The sequence below is a fragment of the Ruegeria sp. YTSA135 genome (genome assembly GCF_059610165.1).
The window spans coordinates 156,892-176,284 of the sequence record NZ_JBXWNC010000004.1; the positions used below are offsets into that span (position 1 = coordinate 156,892).

The 19,393-nt window shown below is 54.7% G+C and carries 21 protein-coding genes and 1 other RNA gene; 13 read left to right on the forward strand and 9 right to left on the reverse strand.

All coding sequences use genetic code 11. The annotated features are described in order from the left end of the window. The first annotated feature begins 35 nt into the window (after positions 1-35). The 3 genes from AC2FIT_RS07215 to AC2FIT_RS07225 all read left to right on the forward strand — a co-directional run bounded on the left by AC2FIT_RS07215 (position 36) and on the right by AC2FIT_RS07225 (position 3,554). Positions 36-1,250 (forward strand): hypothetical protein, encoded by a 1,215-nt coding sequence (locus tag AC2FIT_RS07215; protein ID WP_496828039.1) that lies wholly within the window; start codon positions 36-38, stop codon positions 1,248-1,250. After that, positions 1,247-2,596: a cytochrome P450 gene (locus AC2FIT_RS07220; RefSeq protein ID WP_496828041.1), complete on the forward strand. Its 1,350-nt coding sequence runs from the start codon at positions 1,247-1,249 to the stop codon at positions 2,594-2,596. Before AC2FIT_RS07215 ends, AC2FIT_RS07220 begins: the two co-directional genes overlap by 4 nt. A 73-nt stretch (positions 2,597-2,669) precedes the next feature. After that, a complete protein-coding gene (locus AC2FIT_RS07225) occupies positions 2,670-3,554 on the forward strand; it encodes a fructose bisphosphate aldolase (protein ID WP_496828043.1) in 885 nt (294 codons plus the stop codon). Between the two features lie 173 nt (positions 3,555-3,727). On the opposite strand, the gene AC2FIT_RS07230 is transcribed toward AC2FIT_RS07225, so the two are convergent. Genes AC2FIT_RS07230 through fumC form a run of 3 tightly spaced genes read right to left on the reverse strand, consistent with a single transcriptional unit; the run spans position 3,728 to position 5,510 of the window. Next, positions 3,728-3,943 (reverse strand): ribbon-helix-helix domain-containing protein, encoded by a 216-nt coding sequence (locus AC2FIT_RS07230; protein WP_496828045.1) that lies wholly within the window; start codon positions 3,941-3,943, stop codon positions 3,728-3,730. Next, the gene (locus AC2FIT_RS07235) at positions 3,940-4,116 is read right to left on the reverse strand and encodes a DUF4169 family protein (protein WP_496828046.1); all 177 of its coding nucleotides are present in this window, start codon (positions 4,114-4,116) and stop codon (positions 3,940-3,942) included. Before AC2FIT_RS07235 ends, AC2FIT_RS07230 begins: the two co-directional genes overlap by 4 nt. Beyond that, positions 4,116-5,510 carry a class II fumarate hydratase gene (gene fumC, locus AC2FIT_RS07240; RefSeq protein WP_496828049.1) on the reverse strand — a complete coding sequence of 465 codons (1,395 nt, stop codon included), beginning with the start codon at positions 5,508-5,510 and terminating at the stop codon, positions 4,116-4,118. Before fumC ends, AC2FIT_RS07235 begins: the two co-directional genes overlap by 1 nt. 245 nt (positions 5,511-5,755) lie before the next feature. On the opposite strand from fumC, the gene AC2FIT_RS07245 reads away from it, so the two are divergent. Beyond that, positions 5,756-6,271, forward strand: coding sequence for a hypothetical protein (locus tag AC2FIT_RS07245; protein WP_496828369.1), 516 nt, complete (start codon positions 5,756-5,758; stop codon positions 6,269-6,271). Between the two features lie 13 nt (positions 6,272-6,284). On the opposite strand, the gene AC2FIT_RS07250 is transcribed toward AC2FIT_RS07245, so the two are convergent. From AC2FIT_RS07250 to AC2FIT_RS07275, 6 genes are all read right to left on the reverse strand, one after another. After that, positions 6,285-6,746 carry an SspB family protein gene (locus AC2FIT_RS07250; protein WP_496828051.1) on the reverse strand — a complete coding sequence of 154 codons (462 nt, stop codon included), beginning with the start codon at positions 6,744-6,746 and terminating at the stop codon, positions 6,285-6,287. Positions 6,747-6,822: 76 nt separating this feature from the next. Beyond that, a complete protein-coding gene (chrA, locus tag AC2FIT_RS07255) occupies positions 6,823-8,076 on the reverse strand; it encodes a chromate efflux transporter (protein ID WP_496828053.1) in 1,254 nt (417 codons plus the stop codon). Between the two features lie 452 nt (positions 8,077-8,528). Further along, entirely contained in the window at positions 8,529-8,960 is a 432-nt protein-coding gene (locus AC2FIT_RS07260) for an ester cyclase (protein WP_496828055.1), read from the reverse strand. Between the two features lie 100 nt (positions 8,961-9,060). Continuing rightward, positions 9,061-9,408, reverse strand: a transfer-messenger RNA (tmRNA) gene (ssrA, locus tag AC2FIT_RS07265). 36 nt (positions 9,409-9,444) lie between these two features. Then, entirely contained in the window at positions 9,445-9,807 is a 363-nt protein-coding gene (locus AC2FIT_RS07270) for a DUF4345 family protein (RefSeq protein WP_496828057.1), read from the reverse strand. Positions 9,808-9,817: 10 nt separating this feature from the next. Further along, positions 9,818-10,549, reverse strand: coding sequence for a FadR/GntR family transcriptional regulator (locus AC2FIT_RS07275; protein WP_496828059.1), 732 nt, complete (start codon positions 10,547-10,549; stop codon positions 9,818-9,820). 86 nt (positions 10,550-10,635) lie between these two features. Between AC2FIT_RS07275 and AC2FIT_RS07280 the strand changes: the two genes are divergently transcribed. From AC2FIT_RS07280 to rseP, 9 genes are all read left to right on the forward strand, one after another. Continuing rightward, positions 10,636-11,427, forward strand: a complete 792-nt coding sequence (locus tag AC2FIT_RS07280; protein ID WP_496828061.1) for a DUF2182 domain-containing protein — start codon at positions 10,636-10,638, stop codon at positions 11,425-11,427. A gap of 4 nt (positions 11,428-11,431) precedes the next feature. Beyond that, positions 11,432-12,136: a DUF1326 domain-containing protein gene (locus AC2FIT_RS07285; protein WP_496828063.1), complete on the forward strand. Its 705-nt coding sequence runs from the start codon at positions 11,432-11,434 to the stop codon at positions 12,134-12,136. A gap of 221 nt (positions 12,137-12,357) precedes the next feature. Next, on the forward strand, positions 12,358-13,461 hold the full coding sequence (locus AC2FIT_RS07290; protein WP_496828065.1) for a dimethylsulfoniopropionate demethylase: 1,104 nt from the start codon (positions 12,358-12,360) through the stop codon (positions 13,459-13,461). A gap of 101 nt (positions 13,462-13,562) precedes the next feature. Beyond that, on the forward strand, positions 13,563-14,558 hold the full coding sequence (acuI, locus tag AC2FIT_RS07295) for an acryloyl-CoA reductase (RefSeq protein WP_496828067.1): 996 nt from the start codon (positions 13,563-13,565) through the stop codon (positions 14,556-14,558). Between the two features lie 186 nt (positions 14,559-14,744). Beyond that, positions 14,745-15,308 (forward strand): ribosome recycling factor, encoded by a 564-nt coding sequence (gene frr, locus AC2FIT_RS07300; protein ID WP_068331148.1) that lies wholly within the window; start codon positions 14,745-14,747, stop codon positions 15,306-15,308. A 9-nt stretch (positions 15,309-15,317) separates the two neighbouring features. Continuing rightward, positions 15,318-16,043, forward strand: coding sequence for a polyprenyl diphosphate synthase (gene uppS, locus AC2FIT_RS07305; RefSeq protein ID WP_496828069.1), 726 nt, complete (start codon positions 15,318-15,320; stop codon positions 16,041-16,043). Continuing rightward, the gene (locus tag AC2FIT_RS07310; protein WP_496828071.1) at positions 16,040-16,822 is read left to right on the forward strand and encodes a phosphatidate cytidylyltransferase; all 783 of its coding nucleotides are present in this window, start codon (positions 16,040-16,042) and stop codon (positions 16,820-16,822) included. The genes uppS and AC2FIT_RS07310 overlap by 4 nt, the downstream gene beginning before the upstream one ends. Continuing rightward, on the forward strand, positions 16,822-17,994 hold the full coding sequence (dxr, locus tag AC2FIT_RS07315; RefSeq protein WP_496828073.1) for a 1-deoxy-D-xylulose-5-phosphate reductoisomerase: 1,173 nt from the start codon (positions 16,822-16,824) through the stop codon (positions 17,992-17,994). The genes AC2FIT_RS07310 and dxr overlap by 1 nt, the downstream gene beginning before the upstream one ends. 4 nt (positions 17,995-17,998) lie before the next feature. After that, on the forward strand, positions 17,999-19,351 hold the full coding sequence (gene rseP, locus AC2FIT_RS07320) for an RIP metalloprotease RseP (RefSeq protein ID WP_496828075.1): 1,353 nt from the start codon (positions 17,999-18,001) through the stop codon (positions 19,349-19,351). Positions 19,352-19,393: the final 42 nt, after the last annotated feature.

A 19,393-nucleotide genomic window follows, 5' to 3' on the forward strand; every position in this document is an offset into this window, starting at 1 on the left:
ACGCTGCGCTAGTCTTCGCAGCAGAAGGTAAGGCCATGAGCAGTCAAAACAATCAGCCGCAGGTGCGCAGGCGTCGGGTATTCTACATTCCCGGCTACGATCCCATTCACCCGCGGCGATACCGAGAGTTGTACCGCAAAGAAAGTCAGGCTCAGGCGAAGATCTCAGGGTATAAGATTTCGATTTCACCCAAGCCGAGCGACACGACTTACGGCTGGCATGTTCAGTCCTCTCAGGACGGTTTCGACGTTGAGGCGGACGTTCAGGTTCTGGTCTGGTCCGATATCGTGCGCGACAGCATGGCAACCTCGATCCCTGCAACATATATGCAGCTTTTTCGGACCGCGTGGATTTATGCGGGCTCCGGTGCGCTGAAGTCTCTGATGAGCCTGCGTAAGGGGCCGGTGATTGCGGCGCTGTATCCTGTTGTCATGCTGATCGTGCAACTCGGCATTGCCGTTGCTTTAGCATTCGGTCTTACGAATCTGCTCTGGCCCGTCATGGGCTGGCCAGGAATTGCTGTAGCGATCTTCGCCGCATGGACGCTGTTGTATTGGTTTCGCAAAAAAGACAACCGCCTTTTCGCCTACTACCTTATGCATGACTACGCCTATTCGACGGCCTTGCGAGGTGCTGTTCCTACCGAGCTAAAGCAGCGTCTTGTCGAATTCACGGGTCATATCAGAGCGGCGCTTGAGGCCGATGTGGACGAAGTTCTGGTGGTTGGGCATTCTTCGGGGGCGCATCTTGGGGTGATCGCATTGGCAGAATTGATCCGCGACCGAGGATTGCCACCTGATGGGCCAAAGCTGTCGTTCCTGACGCTGGGACAGGTTGTTCCGATGGTCTCATTCCTTCCTGACGCTCAGGATCTGCGGACCGATTTGCAATTTCTTTCAACCCAAGTCGCCCTGACATGGGTCGATATCTCTGCGCCCGGTGATGGATGCGCCTTTGCGTTGTGCGATCCGGTCAGTGTTAGTGGTGTGGCAACCGAACAGAAACGTTGGCCGTTGGTTTTATCTGCGGCCTTTACTCAGACACTGTCGCCTGAGCGTTGGCAGGAGCTGCGCTGGAGGTTTTTTCAGCTGCATTTCCAGTATCTTTGCGCGTTCGACCGACCGGGCGATTATGACTACTTCCGCATCACCGCCGGGCCACTCACTTTGGGCCAGCGATTCAGCGGGCGTAACCCGTCGAAATCACGCATTGATCATGCCGTTTCGAAATACCGGTCGGTGCGCGGATGAAGCCACCAAAGCCGACATCGCGATCGGACAACGTCTCGCTCTGGCGCTATCTGAAGCTATTTCGCAAAGACCTGCTGTCGGCTCAACCTCAGCGCCTCTATCGCGCATGGATGGCCGAGTTTCGCACGCCCTTCTTTCGGTCCTACCTGATTAACCAGCCCGAACTTGTGGATACGGTCCTCAGACAGCGCCCAGACGATTTCCCCAAATCTGGCCGCATAAGCGAAGGGTTGCGCCCATTGCTGGGGGATTCGGTCTTTTTGACCAACGGAGAGACTTGGAAACGACAGCGTCGGATTATCGATCCTGCGTTTGAGGGCGGGCGGTTAAAAGACACCTTTCCGGCCATGCTACAAGCGGCACAAGCTTGCGTCGCGCGCCTGAGGGGGCAGGGCGGCAAAGTGGTAGAATGCGAAGAAATCACTAGCCACGCTGCGGCGGACGTAATCTTCCGAACGCTTTTTTCCGTGCCTATCCAGCATCAAGTGGCTGCACAAGTCTTTGAAAAGTTCAGGGCGTATCAGCGGCAACAACCTTTGCTGAACCTGGCGGCCTTCATTCCCGTTCCGCGATGGATACCAAGATTACACGCGCGCAATACGCGCCGAAACGCGCGTGAGATTCGGGCATTGATCAGCCGAATGACGACCGAACGCGCAAAACAAATCGCTGAAGGACAAGCACCGGATGATTTGGCCACAAAGATCATGACCACGCCGGACCCGAAAACCGGGCGTTGCTTTGATACGAATGAGATGGTGGATCAGGTGGCCATCTTCTTTCTCGCCGGTCATGAGACAAGCGCATCCGCGCTGGCTTGGACACTGTACTTGATGGCGCTTTACCCTGAATGGCAGGACCGTCTGTTTTCTGAGGCCGCTGTTTTGGACGATCCCAGCTTTGGCAGTCTGCCGAAACTTAAACTCAGCCGGTATGTTTTCCGAGAAGCTCTGCGGCTTTATCCACCGGTTCCGATGATGGTGCGAGAGGCGTCGTGCCCGGAACAGTTCCGGGATCGGGAGGTCGCCAAAGGCTCGCAAATCATAATCAGCCCATGGCACCTGCACCGGCATGAGCGATTGTGGGACCGACCTGACGACTTTGATCCCACCAGATGGGACACCGAAAACGGAAAAACCTGTCAGCGGAACGCTTACATCCCGTTTTCTGCCGGTGCGCGTGTCTGCACTGGCGCTGGGTTTGCGATGGTCGAAGGGCCCTTGCTGCTCTCGATGCTCTTACGGAATTTTAGGTTCGAACTGGTCGAGGGGCAGACACCGGTTCCGGTGGCGCATCTGACCGTGCGCTCGAAGGACGGAATTTGGTTGCGCTTGGTTGAGCGCTAACATCCTACCATCGCCCGTCACCTTGCTGTATGCGAATAAAAAACGCGGAATCATTGTTGAACAGGAAATGGTTATGTCCAAAGCAGAACAGCGCAAGCAAATGTCCAATGGCGCGGGTTTCATTGCAGCCCTGGATCAAAGCGGTGGGTCGACACCCAAGGCGCTGGCTCTCTACGGGGTTGAGGCGTCTGATTACAACTCTGACGAAGAGATGTTTGATGAAATCCAGAAGATGCGTGCGCGTATCATTCTAGCTGACGACTTTACCAAGGACAAAGTAATCGGCGCCATCCTGTTCGAACGTACACTCGGAGAAGAGATTGAGGGCCGCAAGGTCGCCGACTACCTATGGTCGCAGAAGGGTATCGTTCCCTTCCTCAAGATCGACAAAGGCTTGGAAGAACAAGCTAACGGTGTTCAGTTGATGAAACCGATTCCAGGCCTCGCCGACACCCTTGCAACAGCAAAGGATGTGTTCGGCACCAAGGAACGCTCGGTCATCCACGAAGCAAATGCAGACGGTATCGCAGCAGTGGTCGCCCAGCAGTTCGACGTGGCCCGCGAGGTCGTTGCAGCCGGCATGGTTCCGATTATCGAGCCCGAAGTGAATATCAATTCTGCCACCAAGGCCGAAGCAGAAGACATCCTGAAAGCCGAAATTTTGAAGAATCTCGACCAACTGGACGAAGGCCAAGAGGTCATGCTGAAGTTGACGATCCCAAGCAAAGCCAACCTTTTTGATGAGGTGGCTGATCACCCGCGTGTCTTACGTGTCGTGGCACTTTCCGGTGGATATTCTACGCAGCAAGCCTGTGACCTGCTGGGACAGAACAGCAAAATGATTGCCTCGTTTTCGCGTGCGCTAACCGAAGGTTTATCAAAACAGCAATCGGATAGCGAATTTAACGCCGCGTTGGGGGACAATATCGACAAGATATTCCGCGCATCGGTCCAATAGACGCTGAGCGTTTTTCGGTCTTTGTCATTGTAACTCGCTTGTGTTTACAATGTGTTACCGGCAAGTAATCATCTCGAAAAGAGCTGAGGATAGGCAAAGACCGTCAAATATCCAGCTGCGGAAGTTTGCGCCGTCCTAAGGCTCCGAAAGGAGCGGAATGCGAAGGACGATGGCTAGGCGCGATACCAATTCAGGACAAACACGCGGATCGCAGATGCCAAGCCAATATCTGGATCACGCTCTACGTCAATTTCAGCGGCCAAGGCATTGATTGCCATACTTTTTTGATCGGCAATTTCGCGGAAAGCCTGCCAAAACTCGTCCTCAAGGGAAACAGAGGTACGATGCCCTTTCAGGGTCAGTGAACGTTTGACCGGCCGACCGCTCATTCGTCCAACTCATGACTGTCCAAATCACAGCGCTGTTTGTTCTGATCGAATTCTTCCTCGATCCTCTGAACCTTGCTTCGCCCGAACTTGACAGCGTTTTGATCTGCGCGGGCTTTTTTCTGAGCCCGCGCTTTTTGTTTTCTGTACCGGTTCAGGTTGACCGGCTTTCCCATCAGTCTTTGGGACCGATCATTTGTTCAGGGCGGACAACAGCGTCAAACGTCGCCTCATCCACAAAACCCAGCGCGATGGCTTCTTCCTTGAGGGTCGTGCCGTTCTTATGCGCAGTTTTGGCGACCTTCGTAGCGTTGTCATAGCCGATGGTCGGTGCAAGCGCAGTCACAAGCATCAGAGATTCTTTCATCAGCTTGTCGATGCGCGGTTCGTTGGCTTTGATGCCAATCAACATCCGCTCGGTAAAGCTGTCGGTCGCGTCGCCCAGCAATTGGATGGACTGCAACAGGTTGTAAGACATCATCGGGTTATAGACGTTCAACTGGAAGTGACCTTGCGAGCCGGCAAATTTTATCGCGGCGTCGTTGCCAATGACATGCGCGGCCACCTGTGTAAGCGCCTCAGCCTGCGTCGGATTTACCTTTCCGGGCATGATCGAAGAACCGGGCTCGTTTTCCGGCAAGATCAGCTCACCCAAACCCGAACGCGGGCCCGAACCCAGCAACCGGATGTCGTTAGCGATCTTGTAGCAAGAACCGGCCACCGTCGCCAAAGCACCAGACAGGAACACCATGGCATCATGCGCCGCAAGAGCCTCGAACTTGTTGGGGGCGGTGACGAAAGGCAGGTCAGTGATCTCAGCCATGTTATTGGCAACAGCTTCGTCCCAACCGTTGTGGGTGTTAAGGCCAGTACCAACGGCGGTGCCGCCTTGTGCCAATTCATAGATACCAGGCATACACGCCTTAACCCGGGCAATGCCTTGTCGGATTTGGTGGGCATAACCGCCAAATTCCTGTTCAAGCGTCAGCGGCGTTGCATCCTGGGTGTGGGTCCGGCCTATCTTGATGATGCCAGCAAACTCTTTTGCCTTGGCTTCCAGCGCCGAGGCGAATTTTTCGAGACCCGGCATCAGCACATCGCGCACGCTCATCGCGGTGGCGATGTGCATCGCGGTCGGGAATGTATCGTTCGATGATTGCCCCATGTTACAGTGGTCGTTCGGATGAACAGGGTCCTTAGAGCCGATCACGCCGCCCAGAATCTCAATCGCGCGGTTGGCGATCACCTCGTTCGAGTTCATGTTTGACTGCGTGCCCGAACCCGTTTGCCACACGACCAAAGGGAAGTTGTCGTCAAACTTGCCTTCGATCACCTCACTTGCGGCTTGAATGATTGCGTCGGCGATCTTTGCATTCAGCTTCCCGGTGGCCTTGTTTTCCATCGCGCACGCCTTTTTGATCACGCCCAGCGCGCGCACGATGGCGACAGGCTGTTTTTCCCAGCCAATCGGGAAATTCATGATCGAGCGCTGAGTTTGCGCACCCCAATACTTGTCTGAGGGGACTTCCAACGGGCCAAAGCTGTCGGATTCGGTGCGGGTCTGAGACATCTGTCACTCCGTCGTGTATACAGTTGCATGCCGTTTATCTGCAACAGGGCTTAGGTGCAATCGGCCAGTTGCGCGCACCATAAACTTATGGGCGCCAGAGGTATAGGTGGAAGAACCAGTGAATTTTTCGCGTGAATCGCATTGTGCGCGCTTGTGTGTAAGCTACAATAAAAAAGATCACTTTAATGGAGGCTAAGGTGAGCAATTTGGTTCGGACTTACCCCCTGAAATGTTTCGTCTTTTGTATGGGCGTTCTTTTTCTTGCCGTTTTGATCGGACGTCCAAGCCATGCTGCTGACATTTCACCTTTTGTCGGTGATTACATTGGCTCGGCAAATGTGGTCGACAATGACGGAACCGAGACACCTCGAGATATGAGCGTATCAATTCAAGAGCGGAAAAACGGCTTTAACGTTAGCTGGACGACGACCACATACAAAGCTGATGGCCGGATCAAAAATCAGAAATTTTCGATAGATTTCAAAGAATCCGACCGGGCAGATGTCTTTTCCGCCGCGATGAAACTCAACGTCTTCGGGCATGAAGTTCCACTAGACCCAATGCAGGGCGAGCCCTTTGTGTGGGGTCGGATTGACGGTGGTACTCTGACGGTGTTTTCGCTTTTTATCGACGAGACCGGGGGTTACGAATTGCAGCAGTACGACCGCACTCTGGCTGAGGGCGGGCTAAATCTGTCGTTTTCGCGGTTCCGCAATGGAGTTAAATCGCGCTCAGTCGAAACGTTTTTAAAGAAACAGTAAACTGAGTCGACTGCTACTTACGGAAGCTGTCTAGCGACACGACTTCAGCATCATGTTGTCCGGGTTCTTCTTCAACCTCGATCGAGTCCTCTTCGACAACAGCTTCGACTTCCTCTTCCTCTTCCGGGCTTTCAAAGCGCAAACCGAATTCGACCGACGGATCTACAAAGGTCTTAATCGATGCGTATGGGATATACAGCGGTTCCGGCGCGTCACCAAAGTTCAGTGTGATTGCAAACCCGTCGTCTCCGACCTCAAGGTTTTCGAACCAATGCTGCATAACGATCGTCATTTCTTCGGGGTAGCGATCGCGCAACCAGTCAGCCAGCTGCACTCCGTTTTCGCGGGTGTCGAAGGTGATAAAGAAATGATGTGCGCCCGGCAGGCCGTTATTGGCAACGCTGGTCAAAACCGTCTTGATGAGCCCGCGCATCGCGGTGTGCATCAAGTTCCCATAGTCGATGTCTTGCGACATGTGTCATCCTCAAAAGTGGTTGCACTCAGCATAGGGGATTTCGACGGAAACGAAAGACCGGGTATGCGAGTATTGTTTAAAGAAAATGCAGCCCTAGACCGATCCCTGTCGTGATTGCCAAGGCAGTGACCATCCCGAATTTAAACTTAAAAATCAGCACCCCAGCAAGAACCGTGAGAACCAGCGCGGTGGGGTTCAGGCTGGCGATATCAGGCCATGGTATGGTAAATGGCCCCCATACTAATTCGGGTATATCTTGGAAAAGAACGTTTAGACCGAACCACACGAACAGGTTGAGAATCACACCCACGACAGCTGCGGTGATACCGTGGAGTGCGGCAGACAAACGGGGTCGGGAGGCCAATTGATCCAGATGTGGTGCCGCAAGGAAAATCCAAAGAAAGCACGGAACAAAGGTCGCCCACAGCGCGACCAAGCCTGCGGCTATGGCCAATGACGCACCGCCGCTGATCTGACCAGCCAACATGGCGACAAACTGTGTCACCAAAATCAGTGGCCCCGGCGTTGTTTCAGCCAAGCCCAGCGCGTCGATCATCTGATCTGTTGTGATCCATTGATACTTGTCCACAACGGTCTGTGTCAGATAAGCAAGTACTGCGTAAGCACCGCCAAAAGTAACGACTGCAAGGCGGGCGAAAAACCAACCTAAATCGCTGAGCAGCTTTTGGCCTGATAAAGTCAAAGCCATAAGTGGCCCCAACCACAGAACCAGCCACAGGGCGGCGGTTCGCAACATGTCCGAAGTCTTAGGAGCAGGGGGGCGATAGGCGATCCCCGCCTTGCCGTCAAATCTGACGTATCCCCAAATCGCGGCGACAAGAATGATCAGCGGGAAGGGCAGGTTCAAAAAAAAGATAGCCATGAATGCCAGCGCCGCTACGGCCCAGTGCCATGCGTCTGTCAGTGCTTTCCCGCACAACGTTCTGACGGCTTGCAACACAATGACGATCACAGTCGCCTTTACGCCCAAAAAGCCGGCTTGGACCAAGGGAAGGTCTCCGTAAGCGGCGTAAAGAGCGACTAGGATCGCAATTACCATCGCCCCCGGCAACACGAACAAAGTGCCCGCGATCAACCCACCGCTGACGCCGCGCAGGCGCCATCCGGCATAGGTTGCCAGTTGCATAGCCTCTGGCCCAGGTAGGAGCATGCACAGCGACAACGCCCGTAGATAGGTCTGTTCATCAAGCCACGAGCGCCGCTCAACCAATTCCTGATGCATCAGTGAAATCTGCGCTGCTGGTCCACCAAAAGACAGCAGGCCGATGCGGCCGAATACTCGAACAAGGTCAGCGATTGTTGGTGTCATGACAGGTGAACCGCCGGACAGTGATCGCTGTCTCTGATTTCACCTAACGTGCAGTGACCCATAGGGCTACTGTTGCGCAGGTTCAGGCGCTCCTCGTTTTCTGGCAGTGGTAAACCTAATGAACTCGCCAACGGCCTGTGATTTTCTGAAGCACCCGTGTTATCGGGGGATACAGTAGTCCAAGCAACCTGTGAATTTCTTCCACATGCGAAAACGAACTGCGTTTCAGAAACAGATTTCGCCCGCTGAGGAATAACAATCCCCTTCGGAACACGCAGTACGCCGACCAAGTAGATCAATTGATTCTGAGCAATTAGGTCGGCGGCAGGCAAAGCATGTCTCGTGGTGTCAACGGATACATGCGAACCTTTTTCTCAAGCCGAACGGGGCCTTCGCAATCTAACCCCACAGGGTTTGCATACGGTCAACCGCGGAACGGGTCAAGATTGCCCTCAGGCCCAATCCAGCCGTTGACCCGTCATGCAAACGGGCAGAGTATCCTTGGGGAATTGCCCAAGCTGTTCGAATAAGGATATGAAATCGAACTGGTTATATACCTCAACCACGCGATTATCCCTGACGCGTGCGATAACGCTGCCTGTGGCTTGCAAAGGGGCACCATTGTCCGCGCGTGTCGTCTTAAGGTGGACAATTGCAGAAACCCAGTCACCGTCTTCCAGAATTTTTGGAAGCTCAACTTTGATGTCCCCAAGAACGTGCCGGAACGCCGTGACTAAATCCTTAAAATCATCCGCCCCAACCTGCATTTCGGGGATCAACCCTTGGGCCATCGTCTCCGGAGCAAAGAATTGGTCGATGACGTCAGTGTTTCCGTTTTCCCAAACCTCAGCAAACCAGTTCCTTAGTAAATCCGCGTGTGGCATCCCCGCTCTCCTTTATCTCTAGGCGTTAGGATGAGGCGTGAGAGTAAAAAAACGATAAACGTGAACACAAAAATCGTTAAACACCAGACATTACAGGGAAAATGCAGGTTTCTGTTGCCAGGTACCTGCGAACCCCGCCTTACGCGGCTAGGCGCAAGGGCTTAGATTTCGGTCTTGCTACTGCTTACGCAGCAACTGCAACCGGAGCACGATTGTCGTTTGCAATTGTACTAGTTTCGCCGATAACGGTGGCAGACAGCCGAGACAAAGCTAACCCCTTTAGACGTTCGTCGATCCTATTTCGGCCCCATGATCCCCAAACGAAGGATTTTTGGTGGAGCCGCCGGGTACCGCCCCCGGGTCCGATCCGCTTATTACGAGCGCGTTTATGTCCATAGTCCCGAGGGACCCTTTCTATATAGGTGAGCGCTCACGCGGATGCAATTGTCGAATTTCAAACACCCACATTATTGAAAACAGTAGGTTACACGTCTCGGTTAAAGTTGGCCAGAATCAGCCACAACGCCAGGGCCAATTCTATTCCTCCGAACGTCATTGCTTTGACCAGCGGGGGATTGTCCAAGGCAACCGAAACAAACCGCCCCAACGCCGCGCCCGCATAGACAACGCCCAGCATTGCGTAGGCCACAGGATTATTCAGCCAGATAACGGCAAGGCCGGTGACGACAAACAACCCTCCGACCGAGGCGCGCATCTCACTTAGCCCCATGGTGCTGTTCGTTGGGGCAAGATCCAAAGAGGTCGCCGTAAAGCTGGGCGCCAGAAAGCCGAACATGCCGAACCCCACTGTCAGGAGTGCTGCCATCACATTTAGGGCGTTTGTCATGCATCTATTCCTATTCAGGTTTTCGCCGCTGCTTGGCGACGTCACGCGCCAACTGCCGGGTATAGTTTTCAAGCGCAACCAACGCAGCATCCAAGTTGTTCGCGTGTCCGTCCTCCAACGCATCCGCAATCTGGTCGTGCAGGGCGATAATCGCTTCGCGCGAACGGGCAGAAAAAGTGATCATGTTCATCAAGGGTTGCATGGCCTCAACAGCCCCGGCCAGTTGATACGATAGCACTGGATTGCCCGCTCCATCGACGAGCGCCCGGTGAAACGCCACGTCAGAGGCGCAGAATGCCTCATCGGTTAGGTCCGGTTGCGATTGGCGGTGAATCTCCGCTCGCATCGTCGTCAGATGTCCTGCCGACCGGCGCTGCGCGGATAGGGGTGCGCACGCGCGCTCCAAAGCGAACCGAGCCTCGCACGCGGTATCAAAACTCACTGCATTCATTGACAACAACAGGGTCGAGGTTGTGATTTGTTGAGAATACGCGCCCTCAAAACTCAGGCGGTTTACAAACGCACCGCCACTTGCACCGCGTTGCGTTCGGATCAGGGACTGCGCCGCCAAGCGTTTCAATGCTTCGCGCACAGTAGGGCGCGAAACTTGAAACTGCTCCGACAGTTCGGCCTCTGACGGCAAACGTTCGTCTACGATCAACTCGCCCGAGACAATTGCATCGCGAATGGCCTGCGCAATCTGTGCGGACAAATCCGCAGGTCTCTGAGAGTTAGTTTTCATAATATGACGACCACACGTGACTTTTTATTTGTCTGACATTTAAAAGTCTGACATTTCAAAAGCAAGAACTGAGTCGGGAGGAAGACGTGAGTCGCGCGGTTCTACGCAGTGGATTGTGGCTGGGATTTTATGTCCTGATCCTATGGGCGTGGTGGATGATGTTCACCATGAGCCGCGAAATGGATCTGGACTGGATCGGACGTCCGGGACCAATGGGACAGGCCATGGCAGCGATGGACCCGCGCATGGACATGTACATGCCCATGGCAGAATTTGGCCCATTGTTTTGGATGTGGGCGATCATGATGGCGGCGATGATGCTTCCTACCGTGGTGCCAACCTTGCGCAGCTATGAGGACCTGATCCAAAGCGCAAACGGCTCGCGCGCGGGCTGGCTTGGCGTTTTGGGAGGGTATCTGGCGGTTTGGGTCGGTTTCGCGGCGCTGATTGCTGGCGTTCAACTGGTTTTGCTGTTTGGCGGTGTCGTCGATATGTTGGGGATCGCAAGATCCGGCGTCGTGGCGGGCGGACTGATGATCGCTGTTGGTGCATTCCAGTTCACCCGTGCGAAAGAGGTGTGCCACGGTGTCTGCCACGCTCCTATGACATATTTCCTGGGACACTGGCGAACCGGATTCGTCGGCGGTCTTCGCATGGGGCTCGGGCTGGGGGCGTTCTGCGTCGGCTGTTGCTGGGGCTTCATGGCGCTTGGTTTTGTCGGTGGAGTCATGAGCCTGCTGTGGATGGGCTTGGCGACGTTTTTTATGGTTTTGGAAAAGTTACCCCAGATCGGGCACGTGATCACGCGACCGTTGGGGTTCGCTCTTATCGCAGGCGGGCTCGTCCTGCTCATACATCCCATTATTTTCGGAGGATAACCCGATGGCAAAAAACAGAAAACCAGACGCTGACAAGCTGCCAATAAGTCAGCGCATCGATAGCCGAATGCCGAACCCCAAACGCAGAGAGATGAGCCCGACGGACTGGGCCATCAAGGGCGAATTGATCCTGAACTGCTCTTGCGATGTGTTTTGCCCATGTGTCGTATCGCTAGGCGCACATCCTCCGACTGAAGGGCATTGCCACGCATGGATGGGAATCATCATTGATGAGGGCCATTTTGAAGGTGAAGACCTGTCTGGGCTGAACGTCGGGCTTCTGGTCGATATTCCCGGACGGATGGGTGAAGGACAGTGGAAAGTAGCCGCATATGTGGACGAACGCGCCAGCGGCAAGGCATATAACGGACTGTTGCAGATTTTCAGCGGTCAAGCTGGCGGTACAACGGGCCTCTTCACCATGCTTGTCAGTGAGATCATGGGCGCCGAGCGCGCGCCCGTTCAGATTGAGCGAGATGGCACCAAGCGTCGCATTGTGATCGGGCGCAAGATTCAGGGTGAGATCGAGATGCTGGCGGGTAAAGATGCCGATCACCCCGTGATGGTTTCAAACTCGAAATACTGGATGGGTCCGGACATCATCGTTGCGCGGGGAACCAAGTCCAAGGTGCGAGATTATGGCCGTGTGTGGGATTTCGGTGGTAAATCGGCCGAGATTTGCCCGATTGACTGGCATGGTCCCAAGTAATGATTTTTGGAGTAGGCCAGCTGGTCGCAGTGCAGCACAATCCGTTTATACACAGGATACTAGACGGATATCTTACAGTATTCAGTTTGCGTCTACCGTTGAAAAACAGCGCGGTGTTTGGCCGACAAGATCCTTGGCGCGACGGGCAACATCAAAGACTGAGCGGAACAAGACGTACAACACCTGTTCGCAATTGGGTATTTTTGCCTCTGGAGGTTTGAATGGCACAGATTTCCCTGTCCCGTCGATTGCGCCGCACTCCGTTTTCGGATGGGGTCGAGGCCGCAGGCGTAAAAGGATATACGGTATATAATCGTATGTTGCTGCCCACCGTTTTCGAAAGTATTGAGGCGGACTATCGCCACCTCAAAAGCCACGTTCAGGTGTGGGATGTGTCCTGCGAACGTCAGGTTGAACTGCGCGGTCCGGACGCCGCTCGTTTGATGCAAATGCTAACCCCGCGCGATCTGCGGGGTATGCTACCGGGGCAGTGCTTCTATGTTCCGATTGTTGATGAAACGGGTGGTATGCTGAATGACCCTGTGGCCGTCAAACTTTCGGATGATCGTTGGTGGATTTCCATTGCAGACAGTGACTTGCTGCTCTGGGTTAAAGGAATTGCCAACGGATATCGCTTGGATGTTCTGGTGGATGAACCGGACGTATCACCACTCGCTGTCCAAGGACCAAAAGCGGATGAATTGATGTCGCGGGTTTTCGGAGACAGGGTGCGCGATATCAGGTTTTTCAAGTTTGATATGTTCCAGTTTGAAGGCCGGGATCTGGCGGTGGCGCGATCAGGGTACTCGAAGCAAGGCGGCTTCGAGATTTACGTCGAAGGCTCGGATATTGGTATGCCGTTGTGGAACGCGCTCTTTGCGGCAGGCGAAGACCTGCAGGTGCGTGCGGGCTGCCCCAATCTGATTGAAAGGATTGAGGGTGGGCTGCTGTCTTATGGCAACGATATGACGGACAATAACACTCCGCATGAATGTGGACTGGGTAAGTTCTGCAATACGCACACAGCCATTGGCTGCATCGGGCGGGATGCGTTGTTGCGCGTGGCTAAAGAAGGTCCTGTCCAACAGATTCGTCCCATTGCAATCGCTGGCGATGCAGTACCACCCTGTGATCGGCCGTGGCCCGTGCTCGCGAACGGAAAACGTGTTGGGCAGGTAACATCTGCCGCTTGGTCCCCGGACTTCGAAATAAATGTTTCGATCGGCATGTTGAGGCTAAGTCATTGGGACGCCGGGACAGTGGTTGAGGTTGAAACACCAGACGGCATGCGCAGCGCCACTGTACAGGAACGGTTCTGGATCTGATGCCAGAACGAAACTGTATCTGTGTCGCTTCGCAGATCATGCAAGAAGTTAACGCTGGATGAGCTATAAGGCCTAAGAGCACGGAAACGAGAGGAAAAGCGATGTTTAACGCATTGGTTATGGAGAAAGAAGAAGAGAGTGGACTCGCCAACCCGGCGATAAAGCAGTTGTCTTCGGATGATCTGCCCCATGGTGAAGTCACCGTCGCGGTCGAGTATTCGACAGTGAATTACAAGGACGGCCTTTGTTTGTCGCCGAAAGGCGGTGGACTGGTACGAAAATATCCGCACGTGCCCGGAATTGACTACGCCGGAACGGTCGAGGCGTCGTCGGATGATCGCTACAAGGCGGGTGACAAGGTGGTCTTGACGGGCTGGCGTGTAGGTGAGGCTCATTGGGGTGGCTATTCGCAGAAGGCCAATGCCCTGGCCGAGTGGCTGGTACCTTTGCCGGAAGGTCTTGATACACGGCAGGCGATGGCTGTGGGAACAGCCGGGTTCACCGCGATGCTGGCGGTTATGGCGCTTGAGGATCACGGGATGAAAACCGACCACGGACCGGTTCTGGTGACTGGCGCTGCGGGTGGTGTTGGCTCGGTCGCGACGGCTATTCTGGCCAATCTGGGCTATGAGGTTGCAGCAGTAACCGGACGGCCGGAAACCGGGGAGTATCTGAAATCTCTGGGCGCCACGACCATTGTCCCCCGCGAGGAGTTGAACGAGACAACCAAGCGCCCTCTGGAAAGCGAAACCTGGGCCGGATGTGTCGACGCCGTTGGTGGTGAGATGCTGGCGCGCGTTCTGGGACAGATGAAGTATGGGGCGTCTGTCGCAGCGGTTGGTCTGGCGGGTGGTGCGGCACTGCCTGCAACCGTTATCCCATTCTTGCTGCGCGGGGTAAATTTGCTGGGCATCGACAGCGTGATGCAGCCTTACGAAAACCGTCTGCGGGCGTGGCAACGTATTGCAACTGACCTGCCGATGGACAAGTTGGACGCGATGGTGCACCCAGCAACCCTTAAAGACCTGCCACAATTGGGCGAGGATATTCTCAAGGGTAAGGTAAAGGGGCGCGTTGTTGTCGACGTAAACGCCTGATTAAAAAACTGTTCTACCGGACCGGTTGGCCCGCCTGCTGACCGGTCTTTTCTCCTTGAAAACGTCCGGAAAAAGCCGGAAACTCCTCTGGTCATTGGCGCATTTCCACTTCATCATTGCTATACATCCCAACTGCGATGGCTTATGAGCCATTCAAACAGGACCTGAAGACGGGGAGTGAGCAGCATGTCTGACGATTTTGAACTGGACACCGACGATCTTAAACGGCGCATGGAAGGCGCCATGGCAAACCTCAGAACCGAATTCGCCTCGCTTCGGACCGGGCGGGCATCAGCCTCGATGCTTGAACCGGTTATGGTAGACGCCTACGGCGCGATGACCCCGATCAATCAGGTTGGAACGGTCAATGTCCCCGAACCTCGTATGGTCACGGTGAATGTTTGGGACAAGGGTCTTGTCGGCAAGGTTGAGAAGGCAATTCGTGAAAGTGGTTTGGGAATTAACCCGCAGTTGAACGGCACGATCATCATGCTGCCAATCCCGGAGCTGAACGAAGAGCGTCGCCGCGAACTGGGCAAGGTTGCAGGGCAATATGCCGAGCACGCCCGCGTTTCGATCCGCAATGTGCGTCGTGACGGAATGGATCAAATCAAGAAGGCAAAAGCCGACGGAATGTCCGAGGACGACCAGAAATTCTGGGAAACCGAAGTTCAGGATCTGACCGATGAGATGATCAAAACCGTTGATGCCGCGCTTGAGACCAAGCAGGCCGAGATCATGCAGGTCTGACGTCGCACTATGTTCAACCCTCCACATACCCTGGCCGGGCCGCGCCACGTCGCCATCATTATGGACGGAAACGGTCGCTGGGCCCAGGCGCGCGGTCGGCCAAGGTTGTTTGGACACCACGCGGGCGCACGGCGCGTGCGTGAAGTGGTTGAAGCCTGCCCAGGTCTTGGGGTCAAATACCTGACGGTTTTCGCCTTTTCGACTGAGAATTGGAAACGGACTCAGGCCGAGGTTGCCGGACTCATGAGCCTGTTTCGGCGCTATATCATCAAAGAAACCCAGACCCTTAAGGAAAACGGAATTCGCGTTCGGTTTATCGGAGATCGGGTCCGGCTGGATGCCAAGTTAATCGCCCTGATGGATACGCTGGAAGAAGAAACAAAGGACAATGATCTGGTCCACCTAACAGTTGCGCTGAACTATGGCGGACGGGACGAAGTGGCCAGAGCAACGAAGCGATTGGCGCGCGATGTAGCAGAAGGCCGTTTGCACCCCGACGATGTGGATGAAGAAACCCTACCTAAGTATCTGGATACACGTGTTCTTCCTGATCCGGACTTGGTTATCCGCACGAGTGGTGAGGCGCGAATTTCCAATTTTCTGCTGTGGCAATCGGCATATTCAGAATACGAATTTGTCGACACACTTTGGCCGGATTTCACTGCCGCCGAGTTTGAAGGTTTGTGCCGAAACTTCGGCGGTCGCGAACGCCGGTATGGGGCGGTTCCGGCATGAGTGACGGCCGATGGTCTGATCTTACCACCCGCATCCTCTCTGCTGCCGTGCTTGTCGCCATCGGCTCGGTCGAGGTTTGGTTGGGCGGGTTTTGGTTTGAAACCTTCATCGCAATCGCCTGCGGCCTGATGACCTGGGAATTGGTGCGAATGGTTGACCCTGACAAGACCGCTGTGCGGGTTCAGTTGGGGATTCTGACCGGCGTTGCGGTTATGCTCAGCTACCATGTGCCTCCGATTTACAAGATACCGATCCTGCTGGCCCCTGCCTTGGTCGGCGCGGGGCAGGTCGGTCGCGCGAAACTGATATACGCTCTGTTTGCCATGTGGATTGCCGCGTCTGGCCTGGGCTTTATCTCAATCCGCGAGACGATGGGTTTTGGCTGGATGATCTGGTTGATCTCGGTTGTGGTTGCGACAGACGTTGCAGGATATTTCGTAGGCAAGACGTTTGGTGGACCAAAATTCTGGCCGAAAGTCAGCCCAAAGAAAACGTGGTCTGGCACAGCAGGTGGATGGGCCGCAGCAGCGATTGTCGGAACCTTATTCGCTCTTCATGCCGGCTTTGGGTTCATGTTCGTCGTCATCTCGGTTATGGCATCCATGGCCAGCCAGGCGGGGGACATTATCGAAAGTGCGACAAAGCGAAAATTCGGCGTGAAGGACAGTTCGAACCTGATCCCGGGTCATGGCGGTTTTCTTGATCGGTTCGACGGTATGATGGGGGCCGCTCTGTTTGTTCTTATTGCGGGTATGATCTATTCCCCCGGGGGTATGTAATGCGCAAAATCTCTATTTTTGGCGCGACCGGCTCGATCGGGCAGAACACCATTGACCTGATAGACAGGCAACCGTCAGCCTACAACGTCGTTGCGCTGACAGGTGGGGCGAATATTGAGAAACTGGCCAAAGACGCGCGTCGTCTGAATGCGGATGTGGCTGTGACCGCCTATGAAAATAGGTTGGACGACCTGCGTGTAGCGCTGTCCGGGAGCGGTGTTGAGGCTGCGGCGGGACAGGCGGCGCTTACCGAAGCTGCTACGCGACCTGCGGATTGGATCATGTCAGCCATCGTCGGGGCAGCCGGGTTGCAGCCAGGTCTAGAAGCATTGAAGCAAGGTGCGACGCTGGCCTTGGCGAACAAGGAAACATTAGTTTGCGCCGGGGCTTTGGTGTTGGAAACAGCCAAGAGGCACAACGCTCGCCTTTTGCCGGTAGACAGCGAACATTCTGCCGTATTTCAGGCTCTGGTTGGCGAGGATATCGAGACCGTTGAGCGGATCATTATCACAGCTAGCGGGGGTGCCTTCCGCGACTGGCCGCTGCGTGATCTGGCCAATGCCACTGTTGAACAAGCCTCAAGTCATCCGAATTGGGACATGGGGCAACGCATTACAATCGACAGTGCATCGATGTTCAACAAGGCGTTAGAGCTTATTGAAACTAAAGAGTTCTTCGGGGCTTCTCCGGATCAAATCGAAGTGTTGGTTCATCCTGAATCCATTGTGCATTCGCTCGTCGGATTCAAAGACGGGGCCGTCATGGCCCATATGGGCGCGCCAGATATGCGTCATGCCATCGGCTATGCGCTACATTGGCCGGAACGGCAGGAGTTGCCAATTGAGCGGTTGAACCTCGCCAAGCTCGGCCAGCTAAGCTTTCAGGAACCGGACGAAGATCGTTACCCGGCGCTGCGCCTTGCCCGCAATGTCATGGAACGCGGCGGCCTTTCCGGTACGGTGTTCAACGCCGCCAAGGAACGCGCGCTGGACCTTTTCATCGACCGGCAGGTTGGTTTTCTTGAGATGGCAGAGATTGTTGAATCTGTTTTGAACAGGTTTGAAACGTCAAATGGCCTTCTTGATGCCGAATTAAACCTTGATAACGTACTGCAAGCGGACCATTTGGCACGTAAGTGGGCCAGCGAAGCCGCAATTCAGAAAGCAGGATAGAAACTTGGACGTACTCTCTCTGATTCCTCAATTTGGCAACTTACTTTATACCATTGTTGCCTTTGTGGTTGCCCTGTCTGTCATCGTGGCGGTTCATGAATATGGCCACTACATCGTGGGGCGCTGGTCTGGCATACATGCCGAGGTATTCTCGGTCGGGTTCGGCCCAGTGCTCTGGAGTCGTGCCGATAAGCGCGGAACCCGCTGGCAAATCGCTGCACTACCGTTTGGCGGCTATGTCAAGTTTCTGGGAGATTCTAACGCTGCGTCCGGCAAAGATGCTGCAGCGATGCAAACGATCACGGAACGAAACCCCGAAGAATTGCGCCGCACCATGCACGGTGCACCTTTATGGGCAAGAGCAGCTACGGTAGCCGCAGGCCCGGTCTTCAATTTTGCAATGTCCATAATCGTTTTTGGCCTGATCTTCATGTATCAGGGTGTGACGCGGGAGCCTCTGACAGTTGGTGAGTTGCACCCGATGCCGGGCGCGGTTCAGGAGTTGCAAGACGGTGACGAGATCGTAGCCATTGCGGGGCTTCCAGTGCCAGAGTTCGATCAGGAAGGGGCATGGTCCGACTTTACCGATGCTCTGCCTGTGGAACCTGAGTTGGACTACACAGTGGTCCGCGACGGGCAGACGCTGGACGTCTCAGGCCCCTGGCTGTTTCCCGCGCTGATCCAACAGGTTATTCCACGCAGTGCAGCGATGGACATCGATCTGAAACCCGGAGATGTCATTACCGCCGTCAACGGTGAACAGATTTACGCGTTTGAACAGTTGAAAGAGCATGTTGAGGGTTCTGACGGAAAAGTTCTTTTGCTCAACGTCTGGCGGGACGGCGCGGAGTTGGAATTCGCACTCGCGCCGCGCCGCACGGACGAACCACAACCTGAGGGTGGGTTTGTAACCCATTGGCGTATCGGAATTGTCGGTGGTATGGTTATTGACCCGGCGACCGAACCGGCAGGCGTTCTGGCTTCGCTTTCAGGTGGAGTCCAACAGACCTTGCGCATAGTTGACGGGTCGCTTTCTGGTATCTGGCACATGGTTACTGGGGCGATCAGCACCTGCAATATATCGGGTCCCATTGGCATCGCGGAAACTTCGGGCGCAATGGCGAGCCAAGGGGCGCAGAACTTTATCTTCTTCATTGCGGTGCTCTCGACCGCAGTTGGGTTGTTGAACCTATTTCCCATTCCGGCCCTGGATGGCGGACATCTGGTGTTCTATGCGTATGAGGCCGTGGCCGGCAAACCGCCCAGTGATGGGGCTCTTCGCGTTCTGATGGGGGTAGGGGTATCCCTAATCCTTGGTCTCATGATCTTTTCGGTGTCCAACGATCTGTTCTGCTGATTGCGGAGATTGCGGCACTTTAATGCCGCAATTTCGCCCCAA

Coding starts and splice junctions, on each gene's coding strand:
- AC2FIT_RS07215 (WP_496828039.1), top strand. CDS start 36: ATGAGCAGTCAAAACAATCAGCCGCAGGTGCGCAGGCGTCGGGTATTC.
- AC2FIT_RS07220 (WP_496828041.1), top strand. CDS start 1,247: ATGAAGCCACCAAAGCCGACATCGCGATCGGACAACGTCTCGCTCTGG.
- AC2FIT_RS07225 (WP_496828043.1), top strand. CDS start 2,670: ATGTCCAAAGCAGAACAGCGCAAGCAAATGTCCAATGGCGCGGGTTTC.
- AC2FIT_RS07230 (WP_496828045.1), bottom strand. CDS start 3,943: ATGAGCGGTCGGCCGGTCAAACGTTCACTGACCCTGAAAGGGCATCGT.
- AC2FIT_RS07235 (WP_496828046.1), bottom strand. CDS start 4,116: ATGGGAAAGCCGGTCAACCTGAACCGGTACAGAAAACAAAAAGCGCGG.
- fumC (WP_496828049.1), bottom strand. CDS start 5,510: ATGTCTCAGACCCGCACCGAATCCGACAGCTTTGGCCCGTTGGAAGTC.
- AC2FIT_RS07245 (WP_496828369.1), top strand. CDS start 5,756: ATGGGCGTTCTTTTTCTTGCCGTTTTGATCGGACGTCCAAGCCATGCT.
- AC2FIT_RS07250 (WP_496828051.1), bottom strand. CDS start 6,746: ATGTCGCAAGACATCGACTATGGGAACTTGATGCACACCGCGATGCGC.
- chrA (WP_496828053.1), bottom strand. CDS start 8,076: ATGACACCAACAATCGCTGACCTTGTTCGAGTATTCGGCCGCATCGGC.
- AC2FIT_RS07260 (WP_496828055.1), bottom strand. CDS start 8,960: ATGCCACACGCGGATTTACTAAGGAACTGGTTTGCTGAGGTTTGGGAA.
- AC2FIT_RS07270 (WP_496828057.1), bottom strand. CDS start 9,807: ATGACAAACGCCCTAAATGTGATGGCAGCACTCCTGACAGTGGGGTTC.
- AC2FIT_RS07275 (WP_496828059.1), bottom strand. CDS start 10,549: ATGAAAACTAACTCTCAGAGACCTGCGGATTTGTCCGCACAGATTGCG.
- AC2FIT_RS07285 (WP_496828063.1), top strand. CDS start 11,432: ATGGCAAAAAACAGAAAACCAGACGCTGACAAGCTGCCAATAAGTCAG.
- AC2FIT_RS07290 (WP_496828065.1), top strand. CDS start 12,358: ATGGCACAGATTTCCCTGTCCCGTCGATTGCGCCGCACTCCGTTTTCG.
- acuI (WP_496828067.1), top strand. CDS start 13,563: ATGTTTAACGCATTGGTTATGGAGAAAGAAGAAGAGAGTGGACTCGCC.
- frr (WP_068331148.1), top strand. CDS start 14,745: ATGTCTGACGATTTTGAACTGGACACCGACGATCTTAAACGGCGCATG.
- uppS (WP_496828069.1), top strand. CDS start 15,318: ATGTTCAACCCTCCACATACCCTGGCCGGGCCGCGCCACGTCGCCATC.
- AC2FIT_RS07310 (WP_496828071.1), top strand. CDS start 16,040: ATGAGTGACGGCCGATGGTCTGATCTTACCACCCGCATCCTCTCTGCT.
- dxr (WP_496828073.1), top strand. CDS start 16,822: ATGCGCAAAATCTCTATTTTTGGCGCGACCGGCTCGATCGGGCAGAAC.